The organism is Saprospiraceae bacterium, assembly GCA_016719615.1.
GTDB lineage: Bacteria > Bacteroidota > Bacteroidia > Chitinophagales > Saprospiraceae > Vicinibacter.
In genome coordinates this window covers 535,480-562,027 of sequence record JADJYQ010000005.1, presented here as the reverse complement: position 1 = coordinate 562,027, position 26,548 = coordinate 535,480, and the positions used below count along the sequence as shown (strand labels likewise).

Genomic DNA, 26,548 nt, shown 5'->3' with positions numbered 1-26,548 from the left:
ATGTTAGTTGCATACCGGATTTTGAGTTTCCTTTATTTTAAAGCCATTCGCCTGGCTGCTTTCTTTTTGCCGGATGCTAAAGCATTTGTAGAAGGTCGAAAAAATTGGGAACTCGGTTTTACAAATTTCAACGCACGTTATCCATTACATGAAAGACCTCGATTATGGGTCCATGCCGCATCTTTAGGTGAATTGGAACAAGGTCGCGAATTAATTGAAAAAATCCGTTCTGAATTTCCGGATTACCTCCTTATTCTGAGTTTTTTTTCACCTTCTGGTTACCAAAAAAGAAAAGATTACGATCAGGTAGATTATGTATGTTATTTTCCTTCAGACATTGGCGCAGATGTGAACAATTTTTTAGATCTTTTGAATCCACAACTTGTTATTTTTATCAAATATGAATTTTGGTTTACAACTTTGTCGCAATTGCACAAAAGAAATATTCCTTATTTTTTTATAGCCGCCATTTTTAGAAAAAATCATTATTTGTTAAGGCCATTTTTTAGAAGCTTGCTCCGAAAGGTCATGCAAGCAAAACATGTCTTTCTACAAGATGAACAAAGCAAAGCATATCTTTTAAGCAAGGGTTATATGCATAGTACTGTCGTTGGTGATACCCGGCTGGACAGGGTCTTTAGAATGGCCCATGAACCATATGCAGATGAGCTTGTATCAACTTTTTGTGCAAATGCTCCCATTTTTATCGGAGGTAGCGTTTGGCCGGAAGACGTCCGACTTTTAAAACCAAGTCTCAAAAACCTTTTGGAAAGATCCTGGAAACTCATCCTCGTTCCTCACAAAATCCGCAAAAAAGATTTGGAGATAATAGAACGCACATTTGAAAATTGTACAGAAAGATACAGCCAATTCGAAAATTTAGAAACGACCAGGGTTTTAATCCTCGACCAGGTAGGCCAATTGGCCCGAATCTACAAATATGCCACACTTGCTTATGTGGGCGGTGGTTTCGGTAAGGGCATTCACAATATTTTGGAACCCGCCAGTTTTGGAATTCCGGTTTGTTTTGGACCGAATTATCATAAGTTTCCTGAAGCAAAAGAACTTTTGGAAAGAGGCCTGGCATTTACCTTGGATTACCCGCCCGAACTTATAGGCATCACGACTCAAATTCAGGGCCGGTCAGCACTTTTGAAAGAGAAAATCCTAACGTACATTGCAGAAAATTTGGGGGCAAGTGATCAAATTTTTATCCATTTACAAGCAGACTTAAAGCATTGGCAAAAGCACACATAAAGGAAATCGAAATTTTAAAACAGGACCTTAGTTCCTTACACATAGCTGTGATCGGCGATGTCATGATTGACAGATATATCAATGGAACTGCGCATCGCATTTCGCCGGAAGCACCGGTACCCATTATATTGCAAAAACAAATTTTTGACAAACCCGGCGGAGCTTCCAATGTGGCAGCCAACCTCAAGTCTATGGGCTGCAAAGTGAGTCTGATAGGATTGGCTGGTAAGGATGAAAATGCTGCGATCCTTGAAAAATTATTGCAAAATTCAGCCTGTGACTGGATTTACTTACTCACGGATCCAGGAAGACCAACTACCTTAAAAACCAGGGTTATGGCAGAAGGGCATCAAATCACCCGGATTGATGTTGAAAGCGAAGAACCTGTGTCTTCATCTATACAAGGCCAGGCGCTCCTCAAACTGGAAGAATTATTTACCGCAGATAAACCAGAAGTACTCATCCTTCAGGACTACAATAAAGGATTGTTGCATCAAGAATGGATAGGAAAAATCTTGCATCTTGCCAAGAAATATGGAGTCAAAACTGCGGTTGATCCCAAAAAGAAAAATTTTTTTGAGTTCCATTTGGTTGATCTGTTTAAACCTAATCTCAAGGAGGCTGTTCAGCAATATCCCTACCCATTTAAAGGATTAAACCAACTACCTGAGCTTCTAACTATCTGAGAAGCAAGCTTAGCTGTAAATCATTGATGATCACCCTGGCTTCAGAAGGCATTTGGATTCAAAGTGGTGAAAAAGGCAGAATTTACCCAACACAGCCCCGAAAAATTGCCGATGTCAGTGGGGCCGGAGATACCGTAATCAGTCTGGCAGCGATTTGTATGGCTCGTTCGTTATCAGATGAGTTTATGGGAATTTGTTGTAATGAAGCAGGTGGGCAGGTGTGTGAGAAAACGGGGGTCTACCCAGTCGATAAAACACTGTTATTGCAGCATTTAGAGAGTTAATTTGTTAAATTTTACAGCTAACAATATACATATACTATATTTGTGCGCTTTTTTAAAAGAAATTTTATTCACGTTCATCAATTTACCGTTTTTATGAAAAGAATTTTTACAGTTTTCACAATTTTATGCCTGAGCGTTGGCATTATGCAGGCTCAGACAATTTTATGGGGAGGTCCCAACGACCCCAATTCTACCTTTGCAGGTGGTTTGAATGGTTGGACTACACAAGGCCTAAGTTCTGCTGATCCAACCAAAGCAGATTCTGCTATTTGGTATTACAGCCCTGCAGGTACTGCAGCCGGAGGTGCTTATTGGGGCGCCAGAGGGCCTATTGCTTCTGCCTCACGCGCCAATGGTGCTATGGTTTTCAATTCAGACTTGTATGACAATGCAGGTATTGTTGGAAACTTTGGAAATGGCAAATGCCCAGCTCCGCACACAGGAGTTTTGACCAGCCCGGTCATCAATTGTTCTACTTTTCCGGGTGTTGCATTGAAATTCAACCAGTATTTTAGAAATTTCCAATCTACTGTTTTTGTAGATGTCACCAATGATGGCGGCGCTAACTGGACTTCATTTCCTGTCAATGGCGACATTGCAGTAAACCAGGAAACAGCAACCAACAGTCAAATTACCATCGACATCTCTAATGTGGCTGCTCAACAGGCGAATGTTCAGATCCGTTTTCGTTTTGAAGGCGAATATTATTACTGGATCGTTGATGATGTTCAGTTGATTGATGTTCCTTCATTTGATTTGGCACTTAACAGCCATTTCTACACACCAGCAGCTTACCGTCAGCCTAAAGATCAGATCTGCTTTGATACCATGATCTTTTCTGCCAATTTGAACAACAAAGGAAGCCAGGCACAAACAAATGTTGTTTTGGTAGGTGAAGTTATCGACATCGACAGAAGAAAAGTCCTTTTCAGAGATTCTGTATTGATTGCACGCCTTGAAACAACAGACGACGATACCTCCTTCCGCACAGACAACTTTTTGTTCCTAATAATTTAGGATTCGGAAGGTATTTTTTCCGTTACACCGTATATGGCAAAGATGCAAATGGTGATTACAATCAAATTGACAACATCCGTGTTGACTCTTTTGAAGTTTCCTTAAATGAATATGCTAAAGCTCCTCGTTCAACCAGTGGTGTTAGAGCAGGTAGTGGAGCAGGTTATATTTTCGGAAACTTATATCGCACATCCAACTGTTGGAATGCAAATGACTGTTGGAAAGCAACCAAAACCCGTTTTTCTATGGTAGCCAATCCTGGAGGTTCTTTAGATGGTTATTCCGTTTCAATTTATTTCCTAAAAGTTACAGATGATGTTGAAGCCGACTGGTCCAATTTTGAAGGCACCGGTGGTATTACTTCACCTTCTGTAGAAATTTTATCTGCAGAATCTTTCACAGGTACAACAGAACAGAATTTCCAAATGATTGAAGTAGACTTGACAGACTTTAATACAGGTGATCCTGGTATCGTTTTAAAACAAAACGCTCGTTATTTTATTGGTTCAGAACATCCACCAACACCTACAGGCGCAGTTCCAATTTTCCACGCTATCAGTAACGAGAAAAGTTACAATGCTCAGTCGTTTTCAACTTTTGTTGTGGATGCTGCTGGAGAATGGTTTAACGGATTCCAAGGTATCAATACACCAATTCAGGAATTGGTTATTGACTTGTGTGTGAAGACTGATGACAAACCACTTGCAGAAAACGTTATGCAAATTTATCCTAACCCAGTTATGGATAATGTATTAAGAGTGTCTTTGAATTTTGAAAAACCAACGGATGCAAACATTACAATTGCACAATTGGATGGAAGAATCGTAGGATTCGACAGCCATAAAGCAATAGAAAAAAGCATCATTCCAATTCCAACTACGGAATTGAAAGCAGGAACTTACCTGGTTCGCGTTTCGACTGAAGAAGGTACTTCAACTAAAAAATTCACAGTTGTGAAATAATATTGCTTAACAGCAAATACAAAACCCGGAAGCACCAACTTCCGGGTTTTTTTTTGCAACTCTGTATAGGGAGGAATGGGTTGAAACCCATTCCTATTGATAGTTGAGGGTTCATTTTTTGTGCTTTTGGGTTTGCGTTTCTAAACTAAATTTTTTGTGTTTTCGTCTTTGAATCCGGCTGAAGCCGGCATTCGTTTGTGTTATATAATCTGGAATGGGTTGAAACCCATTCCTATTGATAGTTGAAGGTTCATTTTTTGTGCTTCTGGGTTTGTGTTTCTAAACTAAATTTTTTGTGTTTTCGTTTATGAATCCGGCTGAAGCCGGCATTAGTTTGTGTTATATAAACTGCTTGAAATTTAAACCGCTCTGCGTAGCCTCTTCCCGCTTTAAGAAACTTCAATGCTTCATACTAAATTTTCAAAGCGGGATACGCTGGGGCGATAGGAAAACTCCGTTTTCCAAACGGATGATGAATTGAATTTCCGGAATGGGTTGAAACCCATTCCTATTGATGATAAATATAAAATTCAGCATTTTTGGGTTCTCGTTTATGAATCCGGCTAAAGCCGGCTGTGTTTAGATTTTGTCTGCAAAGCATGTGCATTCATTACTTTGCGCATTTTTTTTGACAGAAAAATATCCCGATATTTATTCTGAAATCTACTTTAACTGAATTGTTACGATTTATTCTCAATAAATCTTTGCTCCATTATCTATAATCTATAATCTTTACTCTATCATCCTTACTCTTTTATCCATACTCTATAATCGTATCCGTCCCACGAAGTACACTTAGGCAACAATGTCAATGTTTTCCTTCGCGATTGACCTGCACCAATTCTGCGGAAGTAGTTCTGAGATACGATTTATAGGATGATCCTTAATTCTGTGGAAGACATCGGTTAACCAATCATATGGGTTAATGTCATGGAGCTTGCAAGTAGCAAACAAGGAATAAACCATAGCCGATCTTTGGGCTGATTCCTCAGAACCTGCAAACAAATAATTCTTTCTACCCAGAGCCAAAGGACGGATAGCATTTTCTATAAGCTTATTATCAATTTCTACTTCACCATGAACTGTATATGCCAGTAGCTTATCCCATCGTTTGATTGCATATCCAAAGGCTTTTCCAATTGCACTGGCTGGAAGTATAGACTCTACATTTTTATCAAGAAATTCTTTAATAGTATTCAAAACCGGAATGGCATTTTCCTGTCGCCATTTTTGTCGTTCTTCTTTGGATAGTTTTTGTTCTTTGGCAGATTCCTCAATTTTATAAAGAATTTGGATTTGCCTTAACACGTAATCTGCGCGCTGTTTGTCATTATCAAGTGCTTGTTCAAAATAACTTCTGGCATGTGCCCAGCAACTGAACATAATAAAATCTGGATTATTTTCACAGGATTCATAAACGCTATAACCATCTGTTTGTAACTTACCTCTAAATCCCTGGATATGATTATTAAAATATTCTGCGGACCTACCTTTTTGATAAGTAAATAAGACTAAATTTTTTTGTGGATCTCTGCTGACCCACATATATCCTAAATGACATTTTCCTTTTACTTCATCTGATTGCACTTTGATTGGGCTTTCATCCGTTTGTAAATAATTAGCGGATAGAACTTCTTTTTGATGAGCACCAAAAATGGGCTCCAATGCATTGACATATTGACTGCCCCAGCCTCCAAAAGTCGATCGAGGGATATCCACTTGATGCATTCTTTTTGAGTTGTTGGAGGAATCTATAATATGGGTTATGATCCAAATACTTTCCAATAATAGCATAAGCCATAAAATCTGGACCAGCTATGCATTTATCAACTACTCTCGAAGGCATCGGAGCAATGATTATTTTTTCTGACTTTGGGTCTTTGTATTTAGGCCTTTCGTAGCGATTGACATAGATGACTCCTGGAATGTACTCCAATTCTTCAGTGACATTTTTGCCAATACATTTCATATCATCCGTTTTCCCCTCTGGCTCCAGTACAATGACTTCTCGCCTTAAGTGATCTGGCAGTTCTTTCCTTCCTCCGCGTTTGTGTACTGCCTTTTCTCTGGTGTGGGTTATTCTTTCAGTTAAATTTTCTAATGGTTGCTCCTCCTCGTTCACTTGTGTAAATAATGTATTCGGTGGGAGAGGTGGTTCGTTGCTTATGAATCGCTCCGATTTTGCTCCAAATATGAATCGTTTTAATTGCGCTAATTCTTGGCGTAAGTATTCGTTTTCCTTCTTGTATTCTGCAATTTGCGTAAGCAAATATTCATTTGTAATTTCTTTATTTGAATCTTGTATCACAACAACAAGATCGCAATTTATTTTCAATTTACATAATTATTTTTCAAATATTTTTCGCCAATTATATGTCTCTTTCTATAACGAATACTGTTCAATTTAATGCCCTGCATGATACACATTAATTGCGTCCAACTGATGTTCAATTTTATATGATTAGTTTGCGATTCCATAATTTCAAAGGTACCTCTATCTAAACGCTTGCTCAATAATACTAATCCTCCGGTATCGTAAACCATCATCCGTATTTGATTACGCCGTTTATTAGTAAATAGATATACGTCACCGCTCAATGGATTACTTTGCATGATTGATTTAATAATTCCAAACAGTCCGTCATAACTTTTGCGGAAATCTGTAATACCGGTATATAGAAAATACCGGTGTCCGCAAGTAAACGGAATCAACTTTTGGAATTGATCAGTTTCAATAATGTTTCTGATCCGGGATTCGCCTGAAAGTTGATCGTCACTCCATTAGGATATTCCAATCAAATTGTTGAATTTGGTGGTTGGATAGATCCAATTTGAATAAATTCATTTTTTGATTTTGATGGTTCCTTTAAACAGTACTTCTTTCTCCAATATTGAAATTGATGTATTGGGAACCCCTTTGTTGCCATAAAACTTTTAAGCGACATTCCGCTAGTTTCCAATTCAATTTTCAGCAGTTCAAATTCTTGCTTTGTCATAAAAACTATTTTCTGGCAAAGCTATCGGGTGTTTGGGTCTCTCGCAAGATGTACTTCGTAGGACGGATTCAATACAAAAATACTTTCGTAATCATGTCAGATTTTATAGGGGGCTGAACTACATGATATGACAAACAATGAAGATTGTTTATCAGGTTATATCCTTTTGGTTCAGTTTTCATCATGCCAAATGTTAAATAATTATGGTTTAGGCAGCATTTGGCTACGATTAACGTATCTTACATTGGTCTGGCCAATATATCAAAATGAAATTATTAAACTTGATTGTTAAAACTAAATATTAATTTTATGAAAAATTCACATTTTTCTTTTATGGTATCAGTTAAAGGCACCTTAATTTCAATCGGAACTAGACAGATATTGCTCTTGCTTTTATTTGCATTTCAAATTTCTGCGGTTGTTTGTCAGGAAGAACCCTACTATCCCTGTACGCCTCCTGTCATTGATGATTCCGATTTGGAGCATGGAATTCCGACCTTATGTTCCCAATACGGAAGTTATTCAAACTATGTATCATTAGGCGTTGATAAAATATCGGACTTTAATCCAACAAATAATGAACTGTCTGGGTATATAAATATCGATCGCGATTTATTAATCGACGTAAATAATTTTAAGTTTATTAATGCGATTATCATGATAGAACCTGGAGTTTCTATAACTGTAGATGAAAGTATAACATTTAAAATTGAAAATTCGAAATTATTTGCTTGTGATCAATTGTGGGAAGGAATAATACTTACTGGAAACTCCAAAATCCAAACTTCAACAAATACTATTATTGAAGATGCACAAGGAGCGATTCAGACGATTAATCACCAGTGTTATATGGATATTCAAAACACAACTTTCAATAGAAATCGGATTGGAATATATATGGAAGCACCAGCGAATGCATTGATTAAGCCTAACGCATATATTACAGCATTTAGAAGAAACGCTTTCACCTGTACTGGACCTTTAAATGGAACTACTAATGAAATAACGACTGCTGGCATAAAATTAAATCGATTTCCAATCACACTACCTAATGGAAGCATATTGTTTCGCTCCGGATTTAAACGATTAAAATATGGTATTTGGCAGATCAACATAGGAAAACGAAATAGAATGAATTTAAGAAATTTAAAATTTGATGATATTAAAATTGCAGGAATTCGAGCAGAAAATGGAGATGTTGATTTGCTAAACTGCGAATTTCTTAATAATAATAGAAATGTTTCAATTCAAAATGTTTATTGGCTAAATATTAATTGGTGCAACTTTACTTTAAATAATAATTTATCAACACAGTATTTTCAGTATATTTCATTAGGATATAATTCAATTGTCACCACGGTACATAAATCTAATTCATACGTTAATATTGAAAATTGTGATTTTAAAGATGAGTGTGGCACAGCAGGTAGTAGATTTATTTCATTAAATGACAAGGATTATATTAATGACTTTTCAAATTTCCTTGATGGTGATGTGGAGGATAATGTTTTAGTTAATGTAAGACATAATGAGTTTAGGCAGTCATCCACAGGAGTGAGCACCCGTTGCATTTATTTTTATGGGAACTATCCAGAATCATCATTAATTGGATTTTATGATAATGATTACTTTATCGGGAGTGGCACAGGGTTATTTGAAGCAATTAATTCGCAAGGTAAAAAATCTAATTTTTTTGTTTCTGATAATGTTGTACAATACACTTCGACTCCTGTAAATAATATCGATAACTTATTTACATTTAGCGGAGACTATAATATTAAATTTACTTTTTCGGAAAATATTGTGGCTCCATGGGTTGGAAATCCAGATTGTTTAACATCTCCATTGCCCTTGAATCGAATTATTACACCATTTAGTATAGAAAATGCTATGAATTCAATAATTTGTGGCAATCAGGCTTATGATTGTTTTAGAACCTTCTTAATTTCGGGAATATGTGACCATGCTTTATTTTCAAGCAATATTTCGCGATACGGTACACTTTTGGAGTTGTCTGGAAGTTTCTCATCACAGAGAGCCTCTTGGATTGGCAACCAAGATTGGACTGGAAATCAATTTATTCCTTTATGTGGTGGTGGATGGACTGCAGGTATCTGCGGATATCAAGATTATGCAATTTTCTCTCTTTTTAATGTTCATCAGAATCGACCTTCTACCTATTATCCCACTTATTTGACTCCTGAAATCATCCCACAAACAAATATTCATTGGTGGACATATGTTAATCATGCAGTTAATAATTGTAACTCACCAGGATTTCAATTATCTCCTATGGATGAATTAGTTCTCTCCGATTCAATAAGCGAAATGATTACTAATCCAACTTATCTATATAATATCCAATACACTTATTACAAAACATTTAAAAGAAATTTGGATAATCTAACATATCCTTCTGCGGTAAATTCTTATGTTTCCGATATTGAATCCAACACAAATATGGATGTATGGTATGACATTGAATTCGAATATAATAGATTATACTACACTTCATCCACGGATAGTAGCACAATAAAAGAATTATTAAATAATTTAGAAACCTTAACTGTATCATTGGATAGTAATTATCAAGATGCTTTGTCAATTGACGACGATTCATTAAAAATTATTTCTGATAGTATTTATTTTATAATGGATACTTTAAATTCAATATCAATTTTATTGAATGAAGAAAATATTGAAAGAATATCGGACTTATATTCAGAAGTAATAAATGTGAGTACATCTAATGACAATGAACTCTATATGAAAAGGGTTTATTCTGCTTCAATGTTCTATCGACTTAATGGATTTATTACTGAAGAAATGGCAGACGACTTATTCGAAGTTGCCAATAGTTGTCCTTCTGATTTTGGCTATTTGCCATACTTTGCCAATAATTTATTGCCACATTGCTTGCGGGATACTTCGATACAAGATAATGAATGCGAGACTACATCGCCATTAATATTACCGACAGGGCAGCACGAAATCAATCAATATATTTCCAATTTAAATAAAAGTTTAATCAATTTGGACGGTAAATTGATTAAAAACTTTAAACATGAACATCAATTATTTAATGATAGAAGTATTAAGCCCGGACTATATTTTATTAAAACAGGAAACAATGTGGAGAAATATTTTCATAATTAGTTTATCTATTCAGTATTTACCTATAGAAGCACAATACACAAGGGCTGATTATAATTGGCTTATTGGCTCTGATCAATTTAATGATGTCAATAAGATACAGATTATCTTCAATGATTTGGGTCTGGATAGAATTATTGGAATTCAAGCAGATGAGAAGAATAGAATACCTGCGAACTATTCAAATACTGCGGTCTCTAATTCCAAAGGAGAGCTTAGAGTATTTTCTACTGGATGTTATATAGCCAATGAAAAGTATGATACATTAAGGGGCTCACATAATTTGATATCTAAAAGAAAATTGGATTACTGTAGGTCTTGGGTTGGATGGCCTATTGATCAATCTGATTTACTTTTGCCTTGGCCTGATTTGGAAGGAAGTTATAAATTGTTTTATACCAATTGGGGAAATCCTTATATAAATTTTGATGAGGACAGTTTGATGCTTTTTCCAAGTTTTTCGGAGGCTCTATTTAGCTGTAACATTCATACAGATACCCAAAATGAAATATTTTTGGAAAGTTGTTGGGATACTGTATTAGCTGATACTGTTTGTGAATCATATATTACAGCTTGCTATCAAGATAACATAAAGGATTGGTGGATAGTCAACCCGCGAGCTGGATCAAACTGTTATTTTGTTTTTGTATTTAATCATGAAGGAGTTAAAGTTTATTCTAAACAATGCATTGGACCCTTCGTGGGCAGGAAGGATAATTTTGGTCAGGCGAAGTTTAGTCCTAATCGAAATAAATATGCGCGTTTTAATGGAACGCAATTGATTTTATTAGATTTTAATCCATCAGATGGCTCATTTTCGAATCCGATTGAACTTAGGAACAGTGTGAATGATTCAATAAATACTAGAGGAGGAATAGCATTCAGTTCAAACAGTAGATATTTGTACGCTTTTAACATAACAAAGGTCTACCAATACGATTTGTTCGAGCCGGATGTGAAAGGCTCAGAGATACTAATCCGCGATAGCTATATTGATACGCTTGCTGGTATTCATGTGAATTATCACCACGGATTATTGGCGCCTGATGGTAGAATATATATCAGTGAGATGTGGTGGTCTAATAAACTAAGCGTTATTGAATCACCAAATTGCAAAGGAACACTTTGCAATTTTAAGCCTGGTGAAATCTCATTGCCTGGACTTAATTTTTTTAATTTACCGAATTTACCGACTTATCGCGTCTGGGATGATAGCGATGTGTGTTTGGTCAACTCATCGAATGAAAATAAAAGTGAATACGGGAATTTTTATATTTTAGATTTAAACAACTATATTCTCCGTAGGAATTACAAGTATGATGGATTTACCGATTATAAAATGAAAATAATAGATATAGAAGGAAGATTAATGAAGCAATTCCATGGTATGCCTGACAATATTGCTTTGGACCCAATTAAAGGAGGAATATACTTTATACTTTTAGAGAGTGAAGGCAAAACAATGTTTCAGAAGATTTTAATCTTATAGAATGTTATATGAATTAAAAATAGTTCTATTTCAAAATGAAAATTAATTTCTAAATTTAATAAAATTTATTGCTTTGAAAATGACAACACAAACTAGAATTAATTCCCTTTTTTTATTAATTGGCGGAAAAACAATTTTAGAAGCGAATATTCTAGAATCTTATTATTCGCACTCCTTTGCCTTTTTATGACTTACAATGAGGTAATTGCACAGGTGTCTAATTTCTGTACGTCGGCACCACCGCATCAATCAATTTCGCAAAACCCTGATTCTATTAGTTTCGATAGATTTGGAAATTCATATGGTGACTTTTTGGATTCGACGCAGAATGTTAATTTCGAAATCTGTAATTGTGGATATATTGTATCCCTCCGACCAACTACATCCCAGCACCAGGTAGGAGCCATTCCAATTCCGATAACTTGGTCTCGGTATCTTATCCAAGATTGACCTGAGCCACTCATATGGGTTTGCATCATGAGCTTTACAAGAGCCAAAGAAGGAGTACATCATTGCAATACGCTGTGCTGCATCATGGGACCCCGCAAAGAGATAATTTTTACGTCCCAGAGCGAGTGGCCGAATTTTATTTTCAATCAGATTATTGTCCAACTCTACCTGACCATGATCGAGAATTCGGGTCAACTTTGGCCATTGCTTATTAATGTAAGTTAGTGCTTTGCCTAATGCACTTTTGGGTTCCACATCAGTATTCAGTTGAACATCGATCCAGCTACGCAACTCATTCCATATAGGAATAAGTTTTTGGTCGCGATACATTTTGCGTTCTGTAGGTGGTAGATTATTTCCATCTCGCTCGATAGCATAGATTCGTTGTATAATTTCAAGGGCTTGCTCACTGCTGAGCTTGTGCGTTTGGACAGCCTCATGGAACTGTCTTCTTGCATGTGCAAGGCAACCCACGAGTGTAATACCGGGAACTTCTGCAAATTTATCATACACCTGCCAACCGTTTGTCTGAAGTATACCTTGGTAGTTCAACAATATTTCTTTTGGGCCATGTTGTCCACGGCCTTTTCGATAATTGAAGAATACAAGTTTAGTTTGTGGTGAATAATATACCCACTGATAGCCCTGATGCGTACTACCGGGTTTATCCTGATCCAGAACTTTTATCGGCGATTCATCTACCTGTAAATAAGCGCTCGATATTACTTTACGTTGCAATGCTTCATACAGCGGATGTAGCAAAGTACATACAGCAACGAACCACTCATTGATCGTACTATCGCTTACTTCCCATTGATACTCTCTTTTGAACCGTTGGATCTGTCGGTAAAAAGGAAGATGATCGATAAATTTTGATACCAGTATATGCGACAATAAACTTGATTCTGCGATGGCCTTAGGTATTGGACGTGATGGCAATTTACCAATCACCACTCCATTGCCATCAGGTTTTGCATATTTAGGACGGATCGTTCTTTTCTTTACCAGGCTGGCCGGTGTATATTCCAATGTCTCCGTAATCTCTTCTCCGATTTTTACCATTCCGGTGGTGTCTTCTTGTGGTTCAATCAGCACTTCTTCAATAGGCAAATGATCCGGAAGTTCCGTTCGACCCGGATGTTTCTTTGTACTGTTGCGGTCATACTCAATGTGTTGCTTTTGTCCAGCCGGATCTGATATGTTGGTTTGTTCCTCTGTGTTAAAAAGAGAAAGTTGATTTGTATTGACTTGACCAATGAAGCGTTCTTGCTTACTTCCAAAGATCAATTTCTTAAGTTGTGCTAATTCATATTCCAGTTGCCCAATGCGACTTGATGTTTGTTCCTGGAGTTTTTTAATAAAGTCATTCTGCGCTGCAATGATTGCATCCTTTTCGGCAATAATTGCTTTGTAATCCATGATGCAAAATTAATTTCATCATACCTGCCATTACAGTAAATTGCCAACAATATTTACTAACAAGACTATGCCGAAATTGTGGATAACTTACTGAATCTTTTGCGTTGAACACAATGTCGAATGGATACACCACTAAGCAACATGACTAGGTGATCATAACGCAGTGACAATTTTCGATTTCCTTCACTTTGCTCAATGATTTCAAATGTACCTCTTTCCAATCGTTTATGATACATCACATAGCCATCCGTATCCCATACCAGCAACTTCACTTTGTCGCGATCCTTATTAAAAAAAATAAACACATAACCACTCATGGGATTGTCTTCCAATACCTGGCGTACTACTCCACATAGTCCATCTATACCCTTGCGCATGTCAACAGCAGCCGTACAGATAAAATAACGTTGTGCACTATGAAAACCCAACATGGTTCAGCTAAAAGTTTCTTTTCTATTTGCAGATTTCATGTCCTGCAAGTTCGCGCAAAAAAGCAGATGGAGCCTGACCTTTAAACCACATCTCTACTCCGGTAGGAAAACGAACGTGTATCATATTATTTATCACATCACCATCAACTAATTGGATTTCGGTAAATTGCTCATAAGACTCCGAGCTTCGAATTTTGCGTTTCCAATAATGGAACATCCCCACAGAGATATTATAACGTTCGCAATATCTTTTGACAGATTGAGCAGTACTTTTTTGCCGTTCTATATGGCGCTGCCAATACATTGATGTGTTTTTCATAAACGCAAAACAACTAAATCATTTCATATCAGGCAAGATGCACTTAGACGGTGGGATACTTTATTACTTGCATCTGCAAACACAGAAATCACATGAGGTCTTGAAATGTGTCTTTTAGGTCAGGTTTGAAACCGAGGAAGTCTGTTAGTCTGTTAGTCTGACTGGATTGTAGGTTGATAGGCTGGTAGGCATGTAGGTTTGTAGGAACATTAGTTTGGGGGAATGTTTTCATGATTTGGTTTTTACGCTTGACTGTTTGACTGTTTGACTGTTTGACTGTTTGACGCTTGACTGTTTGACTGTTTGACTGTTTGACTGTTTGACTGTTTGACTGTTTGACTGTTTGACTGTTTGACTGTTTGACTGTTTGACTGTTTGACTGTTTGACTGTTTGACTGTTTGACTGTTTGACTGTTTGACTGTTTGACTGTTTGACTGTTTGACTGTTTGACTGTTTGACTGTTTGACTGTTTGACTGTTTGACTGTTTGACTGTTTGACTGTTTGACTGTTTGACTGTTTGAAATTCAAAAAACTAACTATCGTTAGTTTTTTGAATTTCAAACATAACCAGCTCTGCGTAGTCTCCTCCCGCTTTATTAGTGTAAAATCTACACCCCAAATTATTTCAAAGCGGGATACGTTGGGGCGATTGGAAAACTGCGTTTTCCAAACGGATGTTGAATCGAAGTCATTATTTCCCTTGCTCAAAAAACATTTCCTAGTATCTTCAATCTTTGCTCCATCTTCATTGGACCTAACTCCTTAAACCATAATCTCCTCTTTGGGGAGGAATGGGTTGAAACCCATTCCTATTGATGGAATATCTAAAACTTCAGCATTTTCTAATTCCCATTTATTAACATGATTCTTTGGGATCTCGTATACGAATCCGGCTGAAGCCGGCTATGATTGATTTGCCTGCGGTGAAATTCCACTCATTACTTTATGCTCTTTAATTGACAGATAAATTTTCCAATAATTCTTTTGAATTCTGCATTAATAGAATCGTTACGATTTATAACCAAAAAATCTGTTCTATTATCTATAATCTATAATCTTCTCTTTGTGGTCCTTCGTGCCTTAGAGCCTTTGTGGCTATCTTCTTCACATTATTCTTTGGAAACGAATCTACCGCTGGCCTTATCAAACTTCAAACACACCAAAAAAAAAGTCCTGCACTTCTGCAGGACTTTTCTGTTTTTCGTTTTGAAATAGATTTATCAGAAAGTACAATTTAATTTTTTTTGAAAAATAGCCGGTTGAAGGCGCCAACCGGCTATTTATAATCCCATGAACATATCCAAAACTAACTTACTAAAATATAAAATGAAAAGACGAATTTCAAATTGCTGGGGGGTAAGTTCCAGGAAAATTTGTTAATAGGTGCCCCTTGTTTGGTGCAAAGAGCACCCTATTAACAAATTATAATCCCATGAACATATCCGAATTTTACGGTCGCCGATACGTTTACCGGCATTCTGATTGTATTTCTTCCCTTTGTTAAACAATCACAGTACAAGTATCCGACGATTTGAAAGCCCCTACAAGTACAAAAAAATGGCCTTGTCATATATTGTTTTTTTATATATATCCATATATACTAACTAAACAGCTGTAAATCAGGTCTATAATTTTAAGATCACCCATAAAGTGTTTAAAATATTTCTTTAAAAATTTAATTATTGGGTGAAAACCTCTAAAATTTTAACTAAAAAATTTTAAAACGGACTTAAAACATCCGGATTTAAGAGAAAAGTAGTGTCTGTTAGGGTATGTAAAAAGGCAAGGAGGCTTTTCTTCTGGCGGCTGTTCAGACCTAAGGGTCGGATAAACCCATCTTTGTTTTCTACAAAATGGCCACCGCTGTTATAATGCTCAATCACTTCCTCCAAAGTTTTAAAACGTCCATCATGCATATAGGGCGCCGTAAGTACAATATTGTAAAGACTGGGAGCTTTAAATTTCCCATTGTCGATTCTCAATCCGGTAACCACTCCCCGGCCTTTATCGGAAAATCCATCTAAAGATGTTACAGAATCTATCCCATTATTGAAAAAATCATTGGCATGCATCAAGGGTGCAGCGTGACAATGAAAACATTCTGCATCGGGTATTAATAAATCAGTATTAAAGTACAAGTCATTACCTTCCTGTTGATCGGAGTTAAAAAACACCTCCCCTCTCAACTGCCTCTGAAAAAGTGATTGTCCACCGGTAAGTAGAATCCTTTCATATTGTGCAATGGCTTTTGTTGCCAATTCTTTGGTGATTTCTTTCTTTCCACAAATCCCAAAAGCTTTGCGGAACATTTCAGGGTAATCCTTATGTCTTTGCAATTTTTTTTCAACATTGGGCCAATCTTCATGCAATTCTATAGGATTCTGAACGGGCTCTATGGCCTGACTTTCCAAAGTACCCACTCTCCCATCCCAGAACAAACCTTTGACGAAATAAGCCGAATTAAGAACCGTCATAGAACTTCGAGTGCCAATCGTTCCGCCAACACCTGGACTTACGGAAAGATTATCCGTAAAAGCTTTACGGGGGTCATGGCAACTTGCGCAAGACAAAGTACTGTCCAAAGAAAGGATGGGATCAAAAAACAAATGTCTGCCCAATTGAACACCATCTAATGTAAGCGGGTTGTCGGGGGTTTCAGGCAATGGCGGTAGTCCTTTGGGTATTTGCAAAGGATAATCAATAGGATTATAGGGTATGTGTTTTAAATCATTTTCGGATTCGCCCTCATTTCCCTCACATCCAATCAAGAGAAATAAGCTAAAGATCCAATACCAAGTTAAAATTGATTTCATCCAAGTGAATTATTCAATTCTAAAGGCATCTTTAAATCTATTCATAAAAGCATCCATCACTGTACTCTTATTGTGAATTTGCGGATTGCTTGCAATATCCATTCCTTGAAGGCTATCTGCAAAGAGCAATTTATGGTTTACGTGCAAAATGATTTTTGTCGTTTTATCTTTTTCGATTAGAATACTCTTTTTAAAAAGCAAAGGTTTCATGGCGTCGTCAAAACCAGAATGATAGGTAAAATTATATGCCTTGGTACCATCATTGTAAGACCCCTCCGTTTTTGAATAGATATAGGAGTTCCAACCGGCCCAATATCTGCTTCCTTCGCCCAATGGATGTGTTGGCAGATATTCCACAGGTTTGGTTTTGTTTTGTGTTTCTGTCAATCCGAGATTAAATGCCAATGAATCGTATGTAGCCGCAGGTATACCTTCAAACCTAAGGATCAGTCCCTCAGAAGCCTTTGTTTCGGAAACATGATGTTCAGAAATGGAAACATATTCGACTTCTGATAGTGCTTGTTTTAATCCTTCATGGTACAGCGCCAGCTTGCTCAGAAAAAATTCGGACTTGGTAAATAATATATTTCCTCTGTTAAAATAGTCATAGGATTGGCCTTTGACCCAATAGAAATTCTCGTATTCACCCTTAAATGCAATTTCAAGACTTCCGGTACCTTCAACGACGGGTAAATTGTCATCGCAGGCATGGTAAACAAAAGCAAGGGCGAGTATAAAAATCAACTGTATACTTTTTTTCATCTTTCGTGTTTATTTATATAATACGTTTAATCGCCTTAAATGATATTCTAATCGCAAATTTTTTCGGAAATAGTTGAAATGAAATATCTCAAAATAGTAATAAGCAAACATTAAAAATCCATAATGCTCAAAACAGGTTTGGTATGACCATCCATTTCCTAATGTTTTCAGACTAATTTAACTCAATTAACATTAATTTACGCATAAAGGTTCCGTCTGTTGGATTTTACTTGTTGTTCTTTTTTTTCTCAAGCAAATAATTTTGAATGACCTTCTTAACCTGATATGAAAACTCCTTATCCAAAATCCAACTGAAATAATTTTGTTCCTTTTCCCAAACTTCGTCAAAAGTTTGGTTGACATATTTTCCAAAATTGAATACAATTTCAGATTTTTCATTCAATTTCAGCCTTTGAGTGGCATCAATGGTACCCAGATCATTGGTAAAATCATTCAAAGCCTTGATATCATTTCGAACGGGCGTTTGCACGAGCTCTCCGTCTTCATTTACAAAATCGACATTTTTGTAACGCTCCAATTGTCCAAAAAGGACGTCCACAGTTGCGCGGGTATCTGCCAATGCATCATGAGCATTGGTGAGATCTTTACCACAATAAAACTGATAAGCGGCTTTGAGGGTACGGGGCTCCATTTTGTAAAAAATCCTTTGAACATCGATCATTTGCCGTTTATCCAGTTGAAGATCAAAGCCATATCTGTAAAATTCTTCAGCGAGCAAGGGTATATCAAAACGCAGACTGTTGTATCCGGCTAAATCTGCATCGCCTATAAAATCAAACAACTCTTGCGCCAATTCTTTAAAACTAGGTTTATTGGCCACTTCTTTGGGTCCGATACCATGCACTTTAAAGGCTTCATCCGGTATAGGAATCCCGGGATTTACGATTTGGTTAAATTCTATGGGTTCGCCTTCATTTTTCCTGTATTTTATCATTGCGATCTGTAATATCCGGTCCCGGATGACGTGCACGCCCGTGGTTTCAAGATCGAGAAAAATCAGGTCCCGCTTCAATTGAAATGGATTCATGATAGTTGGTTTTGTTCAGCAAAGCCTATGAAACTTATGAATGGGCTTGCCTATTAATAAGTAAAGTTCTTCCGCGGCAAAAGTACAATAAATCATGGGCTGACTCCAGTGATTCCGTTATGCCAATTTCAGTGATTTCTTACCTTTGCAACCCGGTATTAAGGAATATCGGGTTTTTGATTGCAAATTGTTGCGGAAGCGGTAAAATGTTTTGGGGTCCTGTTGGACATCCTTGGTTTCCCGCTGATCGCACAGATCAAGCGCAGATTAAATATTAAAACAAACACCCATTCGGAATTCCACACGCACACCCACACCCACACCCATGCCGGATTCCGGGTGCTTAGCTCAGTTGGTTCAGAGCGCCGCCTTGACAGGGCGGAGGTCGGCAGTTCGAGCCTGCCAGCACCCACAATGCGGAAGATGACTGTTTGACGGGAATGGGTTGAAACCCATCCCTAATTATTGTTGCGGATTCAATTTATGTGCTTTTGGTTTAGGTTTTCACATTAAAATTATCAAGGATTTAATCTATGAATCCGGCTGAAGCCGGCATTAGTTTGTGAAATCGCGTTTTATTTCGCTCATAAAAAATTAACGCCGAGATATGGCAGGTTTGACTGTTTGACTGTTTGATTTGCCTTTTTGCCTGTTTGCCTGTTTGCCTTTTTGCCTGTTTGCCTTTTTCCCTTTTTTCCTGTTTGTTTTGTTGAAATTCAAAAAACTAACTATCGTTAGTTTTTTGAATTTCAAATAATATTAGTGACCCAGCTCTGCGTAGTCTATTCCCGCTTTCATTAGCCAACTTCGTAATAAAATATTTTTTCAAAGCGGGATACGCTGGGGCAATAGGAAAACTCCGTTTTCCAAACGGATGTTGAATCGAAGTCATTATTTCCCTTGCTCAAAAAACATTTCCTAATATCTTCAATCTTTGCTCCATCTTCATTAGACCTAACTCCTTAAACCATAATCTCCTCTTTGGGGAGGAATGGGTTGAAACCCATTCCTATTGATGGAATATTTAAAACTTCAGCATTTTCTAATTCCCATTTATTAATATGATTCTTTGGGATCTCGTATACGAATCCGGCTGAAGCCGGCTGTGTTTGGATTGCCCACGGTACAAGAGCACTCATTACTTTCCACATTATTTATATTAGAATTATCCCGATCGTGATTCTGATATTCGCTTCAACAGAATAGTTGCGATTTATTCCTGTTCATCATTAATCCTCCCGACATGATCGTCAAATTCTTATGAAGTAATTTCTTCTTGTCGTAGCTCCTTAATCCATACTCTATAATCCTTACTCCATAATCTTTACTCCATAATCCATACTCTATTATCCTTACTCTATTGTTTCATAAATATTTTCTTCCAATGTTGTTTCCCATCACTCAATTCCAGCACATACGTACCTGTTTTTAAACTACTGATATCCAGTTGAAATTCTTGTTTACTTACAGATTCTATTTTTCCAGTCAGGGCTATTTGCGATTGTATATTTAAGATCTTCCATTGATTAAATTTCATACTGGCCGTAAATCGAAGGTATTTGCTGACCGGGTGCGGAAAAATTTCAATGTGATGTGGCGTTTGATTTGGGTTACCTGTGGCCGGTATGACTACAGTTACAGGATCCGAGAGTTCACTATGACAACCATTTGAATCAACTACCTCAACGCGATATTCTCCATCAGCGCCGTTGGCCCACCAATATGGAGCGGTGCTTGAACCTGTAAAATTACCCAAATGAAACCAACGGTAACTACTATATCCTGCATCCGAATATACCGAGTCTCTGCTCACTCTTAAACTTGGTTTAGGAGGTTTTGGAAATACGATCACATCGATTTGTTCGGATCTTTCAGCAATGCACCCGAAGCTGTCGATGTAATCAACCCGATAAGTTCCAGCTTTAAAAATCCAAAGTCTTTTGTCTTTTATGGGTAGTTCAATTCCATCCAAATACCATCTGTACTCAAATACATTTCTGGCATCGCAAGCTATCAAAACCGTTGAATCACCCTCACAAAAACTGTTGCGGAAAGGTGGCGTGATGCAAGCTGTGTCTTTTATTTTATCAAATACTTCAAAACTCGATGAAGACAAACAATTGCCTATGGTGACGGCGACATTGTATTTTCCAGGAGCTAAATTTTCCAATGTAGCGCTAGTATCTCCGGTTGACCAAAGAAACCTTGCGTCTGGATTTGAACTGACATTGGTGGATACTCTGGCATCATTAATTCCAGCACAGCTGATACCTTCAACATTTAAAAGAATCCTGAGAGAACAGGTATCAGAAATCTGGTAAATGGCACTTGCACTGGCATCTGCGAAATAGAGATTACCTTCTGCATCTTCACCAAATGTGGTGATCGAATTATTGGAATGATCGTAGACCAGAGTATTGACCGCAGTATTTCCGGCTCTGCGTTCGAGGGTCCATATTTTTCCGCTGCAATAATCCCCGTAAATATATTTTCCAAAGAGTCCGGGATATTTTGAACCTCTGTACACATAACCACCTGTTACCGAACAACCGTTAATATTTTCATCACTCAAATATTCATGAATGGGAAAAGTATAATTGGCTTTTGCTTCGCAACCTGTGGTATTAAAATTCGCATTGCCTTCATAACATCTCCAGCCATAATTTTTTCCTCCGGGATCATTAGCTGCCTCAAAATCAATTTCTTCCCAGTTTCCTTGTCCCACATCTCCAATCCAAAGATCCCCAGTCATTCGGTCGAAACTAAATCGCCATGGATTTCGCAGTCCCATGCTCCATATTTCAGGAGCATAAGAAGTATTTCCTACAAAAGGGTTCGAGCTTGGAATTTTATAAGTAGGGCTCGTATTGACATCAATGCGCAACATTTTACCCAATAAAGCCATTTTTGTCTGGGAATTATTTTGAGGATCATTTGCACTCCCACCATCACCCATACCTATATACAAATAACCATCAGGCCCGAATTTGATACAACCTCCGTTGTGATTAGAGAATGGTTGCACGATTGTCAAAAGTATCCTTCCAGATGTAGAATCTATCCGATTTGAATCAGCAGTGATTTTGTACTCTTCAATGACGGTCTTAGTTTGGGTAGCACGATCCGTATAATTTACATAAAGCAAACCATTGGTTTTAAAATCCGGATGGAAGGCCATACCTAACAATCCCTGTTCGCCTCCTGTTGCCCTTACTTTTGCAGTAATATCAAGAAAAGGTGTCGTTGTCAAAGCATTATTCCGGATGATGCGGATACGTCCAACTTTTTCAATTACGAAGATCCGGTCATCGCCGCAATGTCCAATGTCGACCGGAATAGAAACGCCGGTAATCCAGCGATTAATTTTAATGCCGCTTTGCCCTGCTAAAAAATGGTTGGCTCCTAATACCAACAATGTTGCTAAAATAAAATTTCTCATATGTTATTCAATTTAATCGTTTACGACAACTCTGAATCGGTTGGTGTGTCCCTCTTCATTCATAAGCACGAGGTAATAAAAACCATTTACCAGAAACTTGTTATATATTCTTTGTTCGCCTCTTTGAAAACTAACGAACGTTTGTTTATCGATCAAATGACCCAGACTATTATAAACCTGAAGGTGTACGAGCCCTTGATGTTCCAAATTTTGTATATAAAGCCCTGATTTTTTGGATGAGGGGTTTGGAAATACTTTGAAATATTGTCCACTGGTTTGATTTCTGACAGTCTCATAGGTCGATGTTACCATCTGCACAAAGACCGTGAATACTTTGATACAGCCTTCCACATCCGTAGCAAACAAAGTATAGGGTCCGGCTCTGAGATTGGTAATACTAGAAGTGCGGGCACCATTACTCCACAAATAATTATAGGGACCTTTCCCCCCGCCCAAAGTAATGCTAATGGCTCCGGTACCGTTTCCATTGTCTTTTAAGATCACACTGTCCCTGATAAAAATTTCCGGCCACCAGTTTAGTTGAAGTCTGATGATGCTGTCGCAGCCATTCTCTGCTGCACCATCGATTTCAACATCGTAATTTCCCGGTTCTAAAAATGTTTGATTTCTAAAAGTATAAGCAAGTCCGAAACAAACAGTGTCCTGGAATATTCCGAACGATCTTGGTTTAGAAAACACTTCCACACAATCAGTATCCGTGCAGCCATTAAATCCGGTCACTGTCAGGCAATAATTTCCCCCGGAGTCAATCAACAAATAGGCTAGATTACTTGAATCACTCCAGGAATAATTGAAAAAACTTTGCGCAACACTAAGGGTATCCAGATTTCCTACGCAAATACTATCTGGTCGCAAGATTTGAACTGTAGGAGCCACAGATAATTCAACATCAAAGCAATTCGAACCCGTACAATTATTTTCATCACTGACAGTAATGCAATAAGTTCCGGGTGCATCAATAATTACTTTCCTGCTAGTGTCGCCTGTAGACCACACATATTTGTGATAATTGCCGGCATCCAATTGTGTAGACTGGCCTTCACAAACAAATAGAAAACCGGATGGAATCGGCATAAGGCCTTCTCTAAATGTAATTTTAATTTCGTCTTTATTTGCACAAAAGCCATTGCTGACTTCGTGTATAAAAGTATAGGTCCCGAATTCGCTGACCGTCACAGAAGTCATCGAATTTGTTGAATCAGAAAAGATGCTAGTTCCTGGTCCGGATACAAATTTCCAAACTCCACTTGTATAACTTCCAAAGCTGTTCAACGTTGTCGTGTAACCGCAAATATTTTGATCTAAACCTGCAGACACCAAAGGTCTTTGACGGAAAATCAAGGGTTGAATATTTGAAATACTCAAACAGGGATGGTTAAAATTGATGCCTCCCATATTGTTTTTTCGTCCAACTACGCGGGCAACGTGATACCAAACATTAAATCGGAATCTCGCCGGATCAAAAGGAAATATACCATTTACATTGTTTTTAATAATTGAAGTTGTTGGATTTATTAAATCTGTAAAAATGATATAAGTTGAGAGATCGTTTGGATCCTGGACTTCGGTCCCAATAAATTTTACGGTAAAACTTTGCCCTTCGCAAATCTGCAATGTATCCATGGGCATGGCTCCTGCCTGAGACAGGCAACCGCAATTTTCAAATCCTTTAAATACAATTATACATTTATTGCTGTCGCTAATCTCAAATTCATAAGAGGATTTGCATAAAAGAATATCTGAAATAAAATTTCCGGTAATGGAGTCTATTTTACCACGGCCCTTACTAACAGTATACGGTTTAATTCCTCCTTCGATATCAAAAGAAACTACAAATGCAGAATCGCTTGCAATTTTTTGGATGTCTACATTTCTTATAAACATTTGTGGATTGACATTCAGCGTAATCAAACTAAATGATGTTGTGTCGCAAAAATTGACTGCCCTTACTTTCAATTGGTAAGTACCTGGATTCAGATCTTTGAGGATGGTAAAACTATCTGATGTAGAGGCCATCAGAGAATCATTTAAATACCACATATATGATTCTGCTCCCGGGATAGTATATATGGAATATACATGCTCGTCATTGCCGGGACAAATCAAGAGGTCTCCCGTGATGGCAGCAGGTTCATTTAATTCGAAATTGTTAAATCCTTTTCGAATTTTGATCACATAACTGCAATTATCTCCGTGGCATCCATTCAAAGCCAGTTGATATTTGTTTCCCACAATAAATTCACCAAATTCAATGAGTATGGGACCTTCTTTACATTCGCTTTTACAAATGAGGATACTATCTGGTCTCGCTCCGCAAGATTGCCATAAGGCTGCCTGCATTCCTCTGTAGAAAATTCCATTATCTTCTACACCTGAACAATTGATAGGTAATATCTCGATGATAATACTGTCTGTAGGTGCTACAAATGACAACCACCTTGGATTGTAAACCGGATGCATTGTATCGCAAAGAAAATAATGAAGACTCGTATCAATCACTCCCAATGAACCGCAATAATTGTGTAATTCGATGGTGCTGCAAAATCCCAAAGCTTCCTTGCACTCATTTCCTGCCAGCGGTTTGTCACATTCCAAGGCATTAAAGACAACAACTCTGAAAGTATCGATTAAAATTTCAAAATCATTGATCTCAGGATTAGTTATACGTCCACTATAATAAGCTTCATCCTTGGAAGATGCCTGTATAATTTCAAAAGTATTCTGATTGCTGATGAAGACAACGCTGGTATCCTTAAACCATTTATAGTTATTGTCATTTAATGTTGGATCTGCAAATGTCTGCACGGTATAATTCGTTCCTGCATCAACAAAAATGATGGAATCAATATCAATTGGATCCTGAGGATTAAATGAATAATAATACCGTCTGGGTAATTTCTTTAATGGAATGAGATCTTCGAAAGTAAATTTGTTGCCAAAAATGACCAGCCCAAATGGAAATGAATTGCCCCAAGTGGTTAAACCACTGAAGTCAGGAATATCTGAAAACCGATTGTTTTCAATGCGCATGCTAAAAAGCGGAGCACTCGTGAGGTCAGGCACCCTTCCTGTAAAATCATTATTATAAACCCAAAAGTGATTCATTTGAGTGAATCCTGAAAACGATGCGGGTAATATTCCAGTGAATAAATTAAATTGCAAGTACAACTCGCGCAGGGCAGTTAATTGACTCCATGCCTGCGGTATTTCACCACTCAACATATTCTGACTTATATCGAGCACGGACAATTTATTTAAAGCCGATAGTGAAGCAGGGACGCTTCCAGTGAGTTGATTCTTACTTAAATTGAGCGTGACAAGGTTTGACAATATTCCAAGTTCTTCCGGAATACTTCCTGTGAGTTGGTTATTAGCCAAAGAAATATTTTTTAAGCTAATGCATTGAGATAATTCTTTAGGAATCGTTCCTGTCAAAGCATTATCTTCCAAAACCAAATCCTCCAATTTCGTCAATTGTCCTAATTCTGGAGGTATTGGTCCGGTGAGCTCATTGCCAAATAAATAAAAAATGCGGAGATCAGATAACATTCCGAGCTCAGGAAGTAAGATCCCATTTACATTATTATTGATGAGCACGAGGCTTTGAACGCAACCACTTGGATTGAGTAAAACTCCAGACCATTCGTTCATCGGTTTGTTGAGATTCCATGGTGTGGTCCAGCTCAAACCATTGGTTGCATAATAAAACTGCACGAGTATCGTAGAATCCGAAAAACGAGAGCAGGACCCCGAATAATTTTGAGGTGATTCAATACACCTAGATTCCGGTCGTAAGTCTAAAAATGCTAATATTAAAGCTACATAGAACAGCATCTGCTTTTGGTTTTGAACTGCGAAAATTGGAGCATCGTTTTGTCTTGATGAATAAACATCAATGTTTCAGTAAATATAACTGAAATAGCAGAATTCTACCAAATGAAAAATGGAAATTTAAGCAAAAGCCTTAATACTCCATGGATTGCAAAAGGAAATGCCATAT

The 26,548-nt window shown here is 37.4% G+C and carries 20 protein-coding genes and 1 tRNA gene; 9 read left to right on the top strand and 12 right to left on the bottom strand.

What is annotated here, in order from left to right:
* From IPM92_11900 to IPM92_11875, 6 genes are all read left to right on the top strand, one after another.
* Window positions 1-1,257 carry a 3-deoxy-D-manno-octulosonic acid transferase gene (locus IPM92_11900; GenBank protein ID MBK9109036.1) on the top strand — a complete coding sequence of 419 codons (1,257 nt, stop codon included), beginning with the start codon at window positions 1-3 and terminating at the stop codon, window positions 1,255-1,257.
* Complete coding sequence (locus tag IPM92_11895) at window positions 1,239-1,943, top strand: hypothetical protein (GenBank protein MBK9109035.1); 705 nt, start codon at window positions 1,239-1,241, stop codon at window positions 1,941-1,943. Before IPM92_11900 ends, IPM92_11895 begins: the two co-directional genes overlap by 19 nt.
* Before the next feature lie 26 nt (window positions 1,944-1,969).
* Window positions 1,970-2,227: a hypothetical protein gene (locus tag IPM92_11890; GenBank protein ID MBK9109034.1), complete on the top strand. Its 258-nt coding sequence runs from the start codon at window positions 1,970-1,972 to the stop codon at window positions 2,225-2,227.
* Between the two features lie 93 nt (window positions 2,228-2,320).
* Window positions 2,321-3,244 (top strand): hypothetical protein, encoded by a 924-nt coding sequence (locus IPM92_11885; protein MBK9109033.1) that lies wholly within the window; start codon window positions 2,321-2,323, stop codon window positions 3,242-3,244.
* A 105-nt stretch (window positions 3,245-3,349) separates the two neighbouring features.
* On the top strand, window positions 3,350-3,496 hold the full coding sequence (locus tag IPM92_11880; GenBank protein ID MBK9109032.1) for a hypothetical protein: 147 nt from the start codon (window positions 3,350-3,352) through the stop codon (window positions 3,494-3,496).
* The gene (locus IPM92_11875) at window positions 3,490-4,206 is read left to right on the top strand and encodes a T9SS type A sorting domain-containing protein (GenBank protein ID MBK9109031.1); all 717 of its coding nucleotides are present in this window, start codon (window positions 3,490-3,492) and stop codon (window positions 4,204-4,206) included. The genes IPM92_11880 and IPM92_11875 overlap by 7 nt, the downstream gene beginning before the upstream one ends.
* A 795-nt stretch (window positions 4,207-5,001) precedes the next feature.
* Here IPM92_11875 and IPM92_11870 read toward each other — a convergent pair.
* From IPM92_11870 to tnpB (IPM92_11860), 3 genes are read right to left on the bottom strand one after another with little or no spacing between them, the layout of a single operon-like run.
* Window positions 5,002-5,934: an IS66 family transposase gene (locus tag IPM92_11870; protein MBK9109030.1), complete on the bottom strand. Its 933-nt coding sequence runs from the start codon at window positions 5,932-5,934 to the stop codon at window positions 5,002-5,004.
* Window positions 5,825-6,541, bottom strand: coding sequence for an IS66 family transposase zinc-finger binding domain-containing protein (locus IPM92_11865; protein ID MBK9109029.1), 717 nt, complete (start codon window positions 6,539-6,541; stop codon window positions 5,825-5,827). Before IPM92_11865 ends, IPM92_11870 begins: the two co-directional genes overlap by 110 nt.
* Window positions 6,538-6,918 (bottom strand): IS66 family insertion sequence element accessory protein TnpB, encoded by a 381-nt coding sequence (gene tnpB / locus IPM92_11860; protein ID MBK9109028.1) that lies wholly within the window; start codon window positions 6,916-6,918, stop codon window positions 6,538-6,540. The genes IPM92_11865 and tnpB (IPM92_11860) overlap by 4 nt, the downstream gene beginning before the upstream one ends.
* A 593-nt stretch (window positions 6,919-7,511) precedes the next feature.
* Between tnpB (IPM92_11860) and IPM92_11855 the strand changes: the two genes are divergently transcribed.
* Window positions 7,512-10,358: a hypothetical protein gene (locus tag IPM92_11855; GenBank protein MBK9109027.1), complete on the top strand. Its 2,847-nt coding sequence runs from the start codon at window positions 7,512-7,514 to the stop codon at window positions 10,356-10,358.
* Entirely contained in the window at window positions 10,333-11,844 is a 1,512-nt protein-coding gene (locus IPM92_11850) for a hypothetical protein (protein ID MBK9109026.1), read from the top strand. Before IPM92_11855 ends, IPM92_11850 begins: the two co-directional genes overlap by 26 nt.
* A gap of 297 nt (window positions 11,845-12,141) precedes the next feature.
* Here IPM92_11850 and IPM92_11845 read toward each other — a convergent pair whose 3' ends face one another.
* From IPM92_11845 to IPM92_11815, 7 genes are all read right to left on the bottom strand, one after another.
* Window positions 12,142-13,713, bottom strand: coding sequence for an IS66 family transposase (locus IPM92_11845; protein MBK9109025.1), 1,572 nt, complete (start codon window positions 13,711-13,713; stop codon window positions 12,142-12,144).
* A gap of 65 nt (window positions 13,714-13,778) precedes the next feature.
* Entirely contained in the window at window positions 13,779-14,144 is a 366-nt protein-coding gene (gene tnpB, locus IPM92_11840) for an IS66 family insertion sequence element accessory protein TnpB (GenBank protein ID MBK9109024.1), read from the bottom strand.
* Window positions 14,145-14,166: 22 nt separating this feature from the next.
* The gene (locus tag IPM92_11835; GenBank protein MBK9109023.1) at window positions 14,167-14,463 is read right to left on the bottom strand and encodes a hypothetical protein; all 297 of its coding nucleotides are present in this window, start codon (window positions 14,461-14,463) and stop codon (window positions 14,167-14,169) included.
* 88 nt (window positions 14,464-14,551) lie between these two features.
* Window positions 14,552-14,695: a hypothetical protein gene (locus IPM92_11830; protein MBK9109022.1), complete on the bottom strand. Its 144-nt coding sequence runs from the start codon at window positions 14,693-14,695 to the stop codon at window positions 14,552-14,554.
* Window positions 14,696-16,183: 1,488 nt separating this feature from the next.
* Window positions 16,184-17,278, bottom strand: coding sequence for a cytochrome C peroxidase (locus tag IPM92_11825; protein MBK9109021.1), 1,095 nt, complete (start codon window positions 17,276-17,278; stop codon window positions 16,184-16,186).
* 9 nt (window positions 17,279-17,287) lie between these two features.
* Window positions 17,288-18,040: a hypothetical protein gene (locus IPM92_11820; GenBank protein ID MBK9109020.1), complete on the bottom strand. Its 753-nt coding sequence runs from the start codon at window positions 18,038-18,040 to the stop codon at window positions 17,288-17,290.
* Between the two features lie 226 nt (window positions 18,041-18,266).
* Window positions 18,267-19,088 (bottom strand): 3'-5' exonuclease, encoded by an 822-nt coding sequence (locus IPM92_11815; GenBank protein ID MBK9109019.1) that lies wholly within the window; start codon window positions 19,086-19,088, stop codon window positions 18,267-18,269.
* Window positions 19,089-19,425: 337 nt separating this feature from the next.
* On the opposite strand from IPM92_11815, the gene IPM92_11810 reads away from it, so the two are divergent.
* Window positions 19,426-19,500 (top strand) — tRNA-Val (locus IPM92_11810).
* A gap of 945 nt (window positions 19,501-20,445) precedes the next feature.
* Here IPM92_11810 and IPM92_11805 read toward each other — a convergent pair.
* Window positions 20,446-22,527 (bottom strand): PQQ-dependent sugar dehydrogenase, encoded by a 2,082-nt coding sequence (locus tag IPM92_11805; GenBank protein MBK9109018.1) that lies wholly within the window; start codon window positions 22,525-22,527, stop codon window positions 20,446-20,448.
* A gap of 12 nt (window positions 22,528-22,539) precedes the next feature.
* Window positions 22,540-26,382, bottom strand: a complete 3,843-nt coding sequence (locus tag IPM92_11800; GenBank protein ID MBK9109017.1) for a T9SS type A sorting domain-containing protein — start codon at window positions 26,380-26,382, stop codon at window positions 22,540-22,542.
* Between the last annotated feature and the right edge of the window lie 166 nt (window positions 26,383-26,548).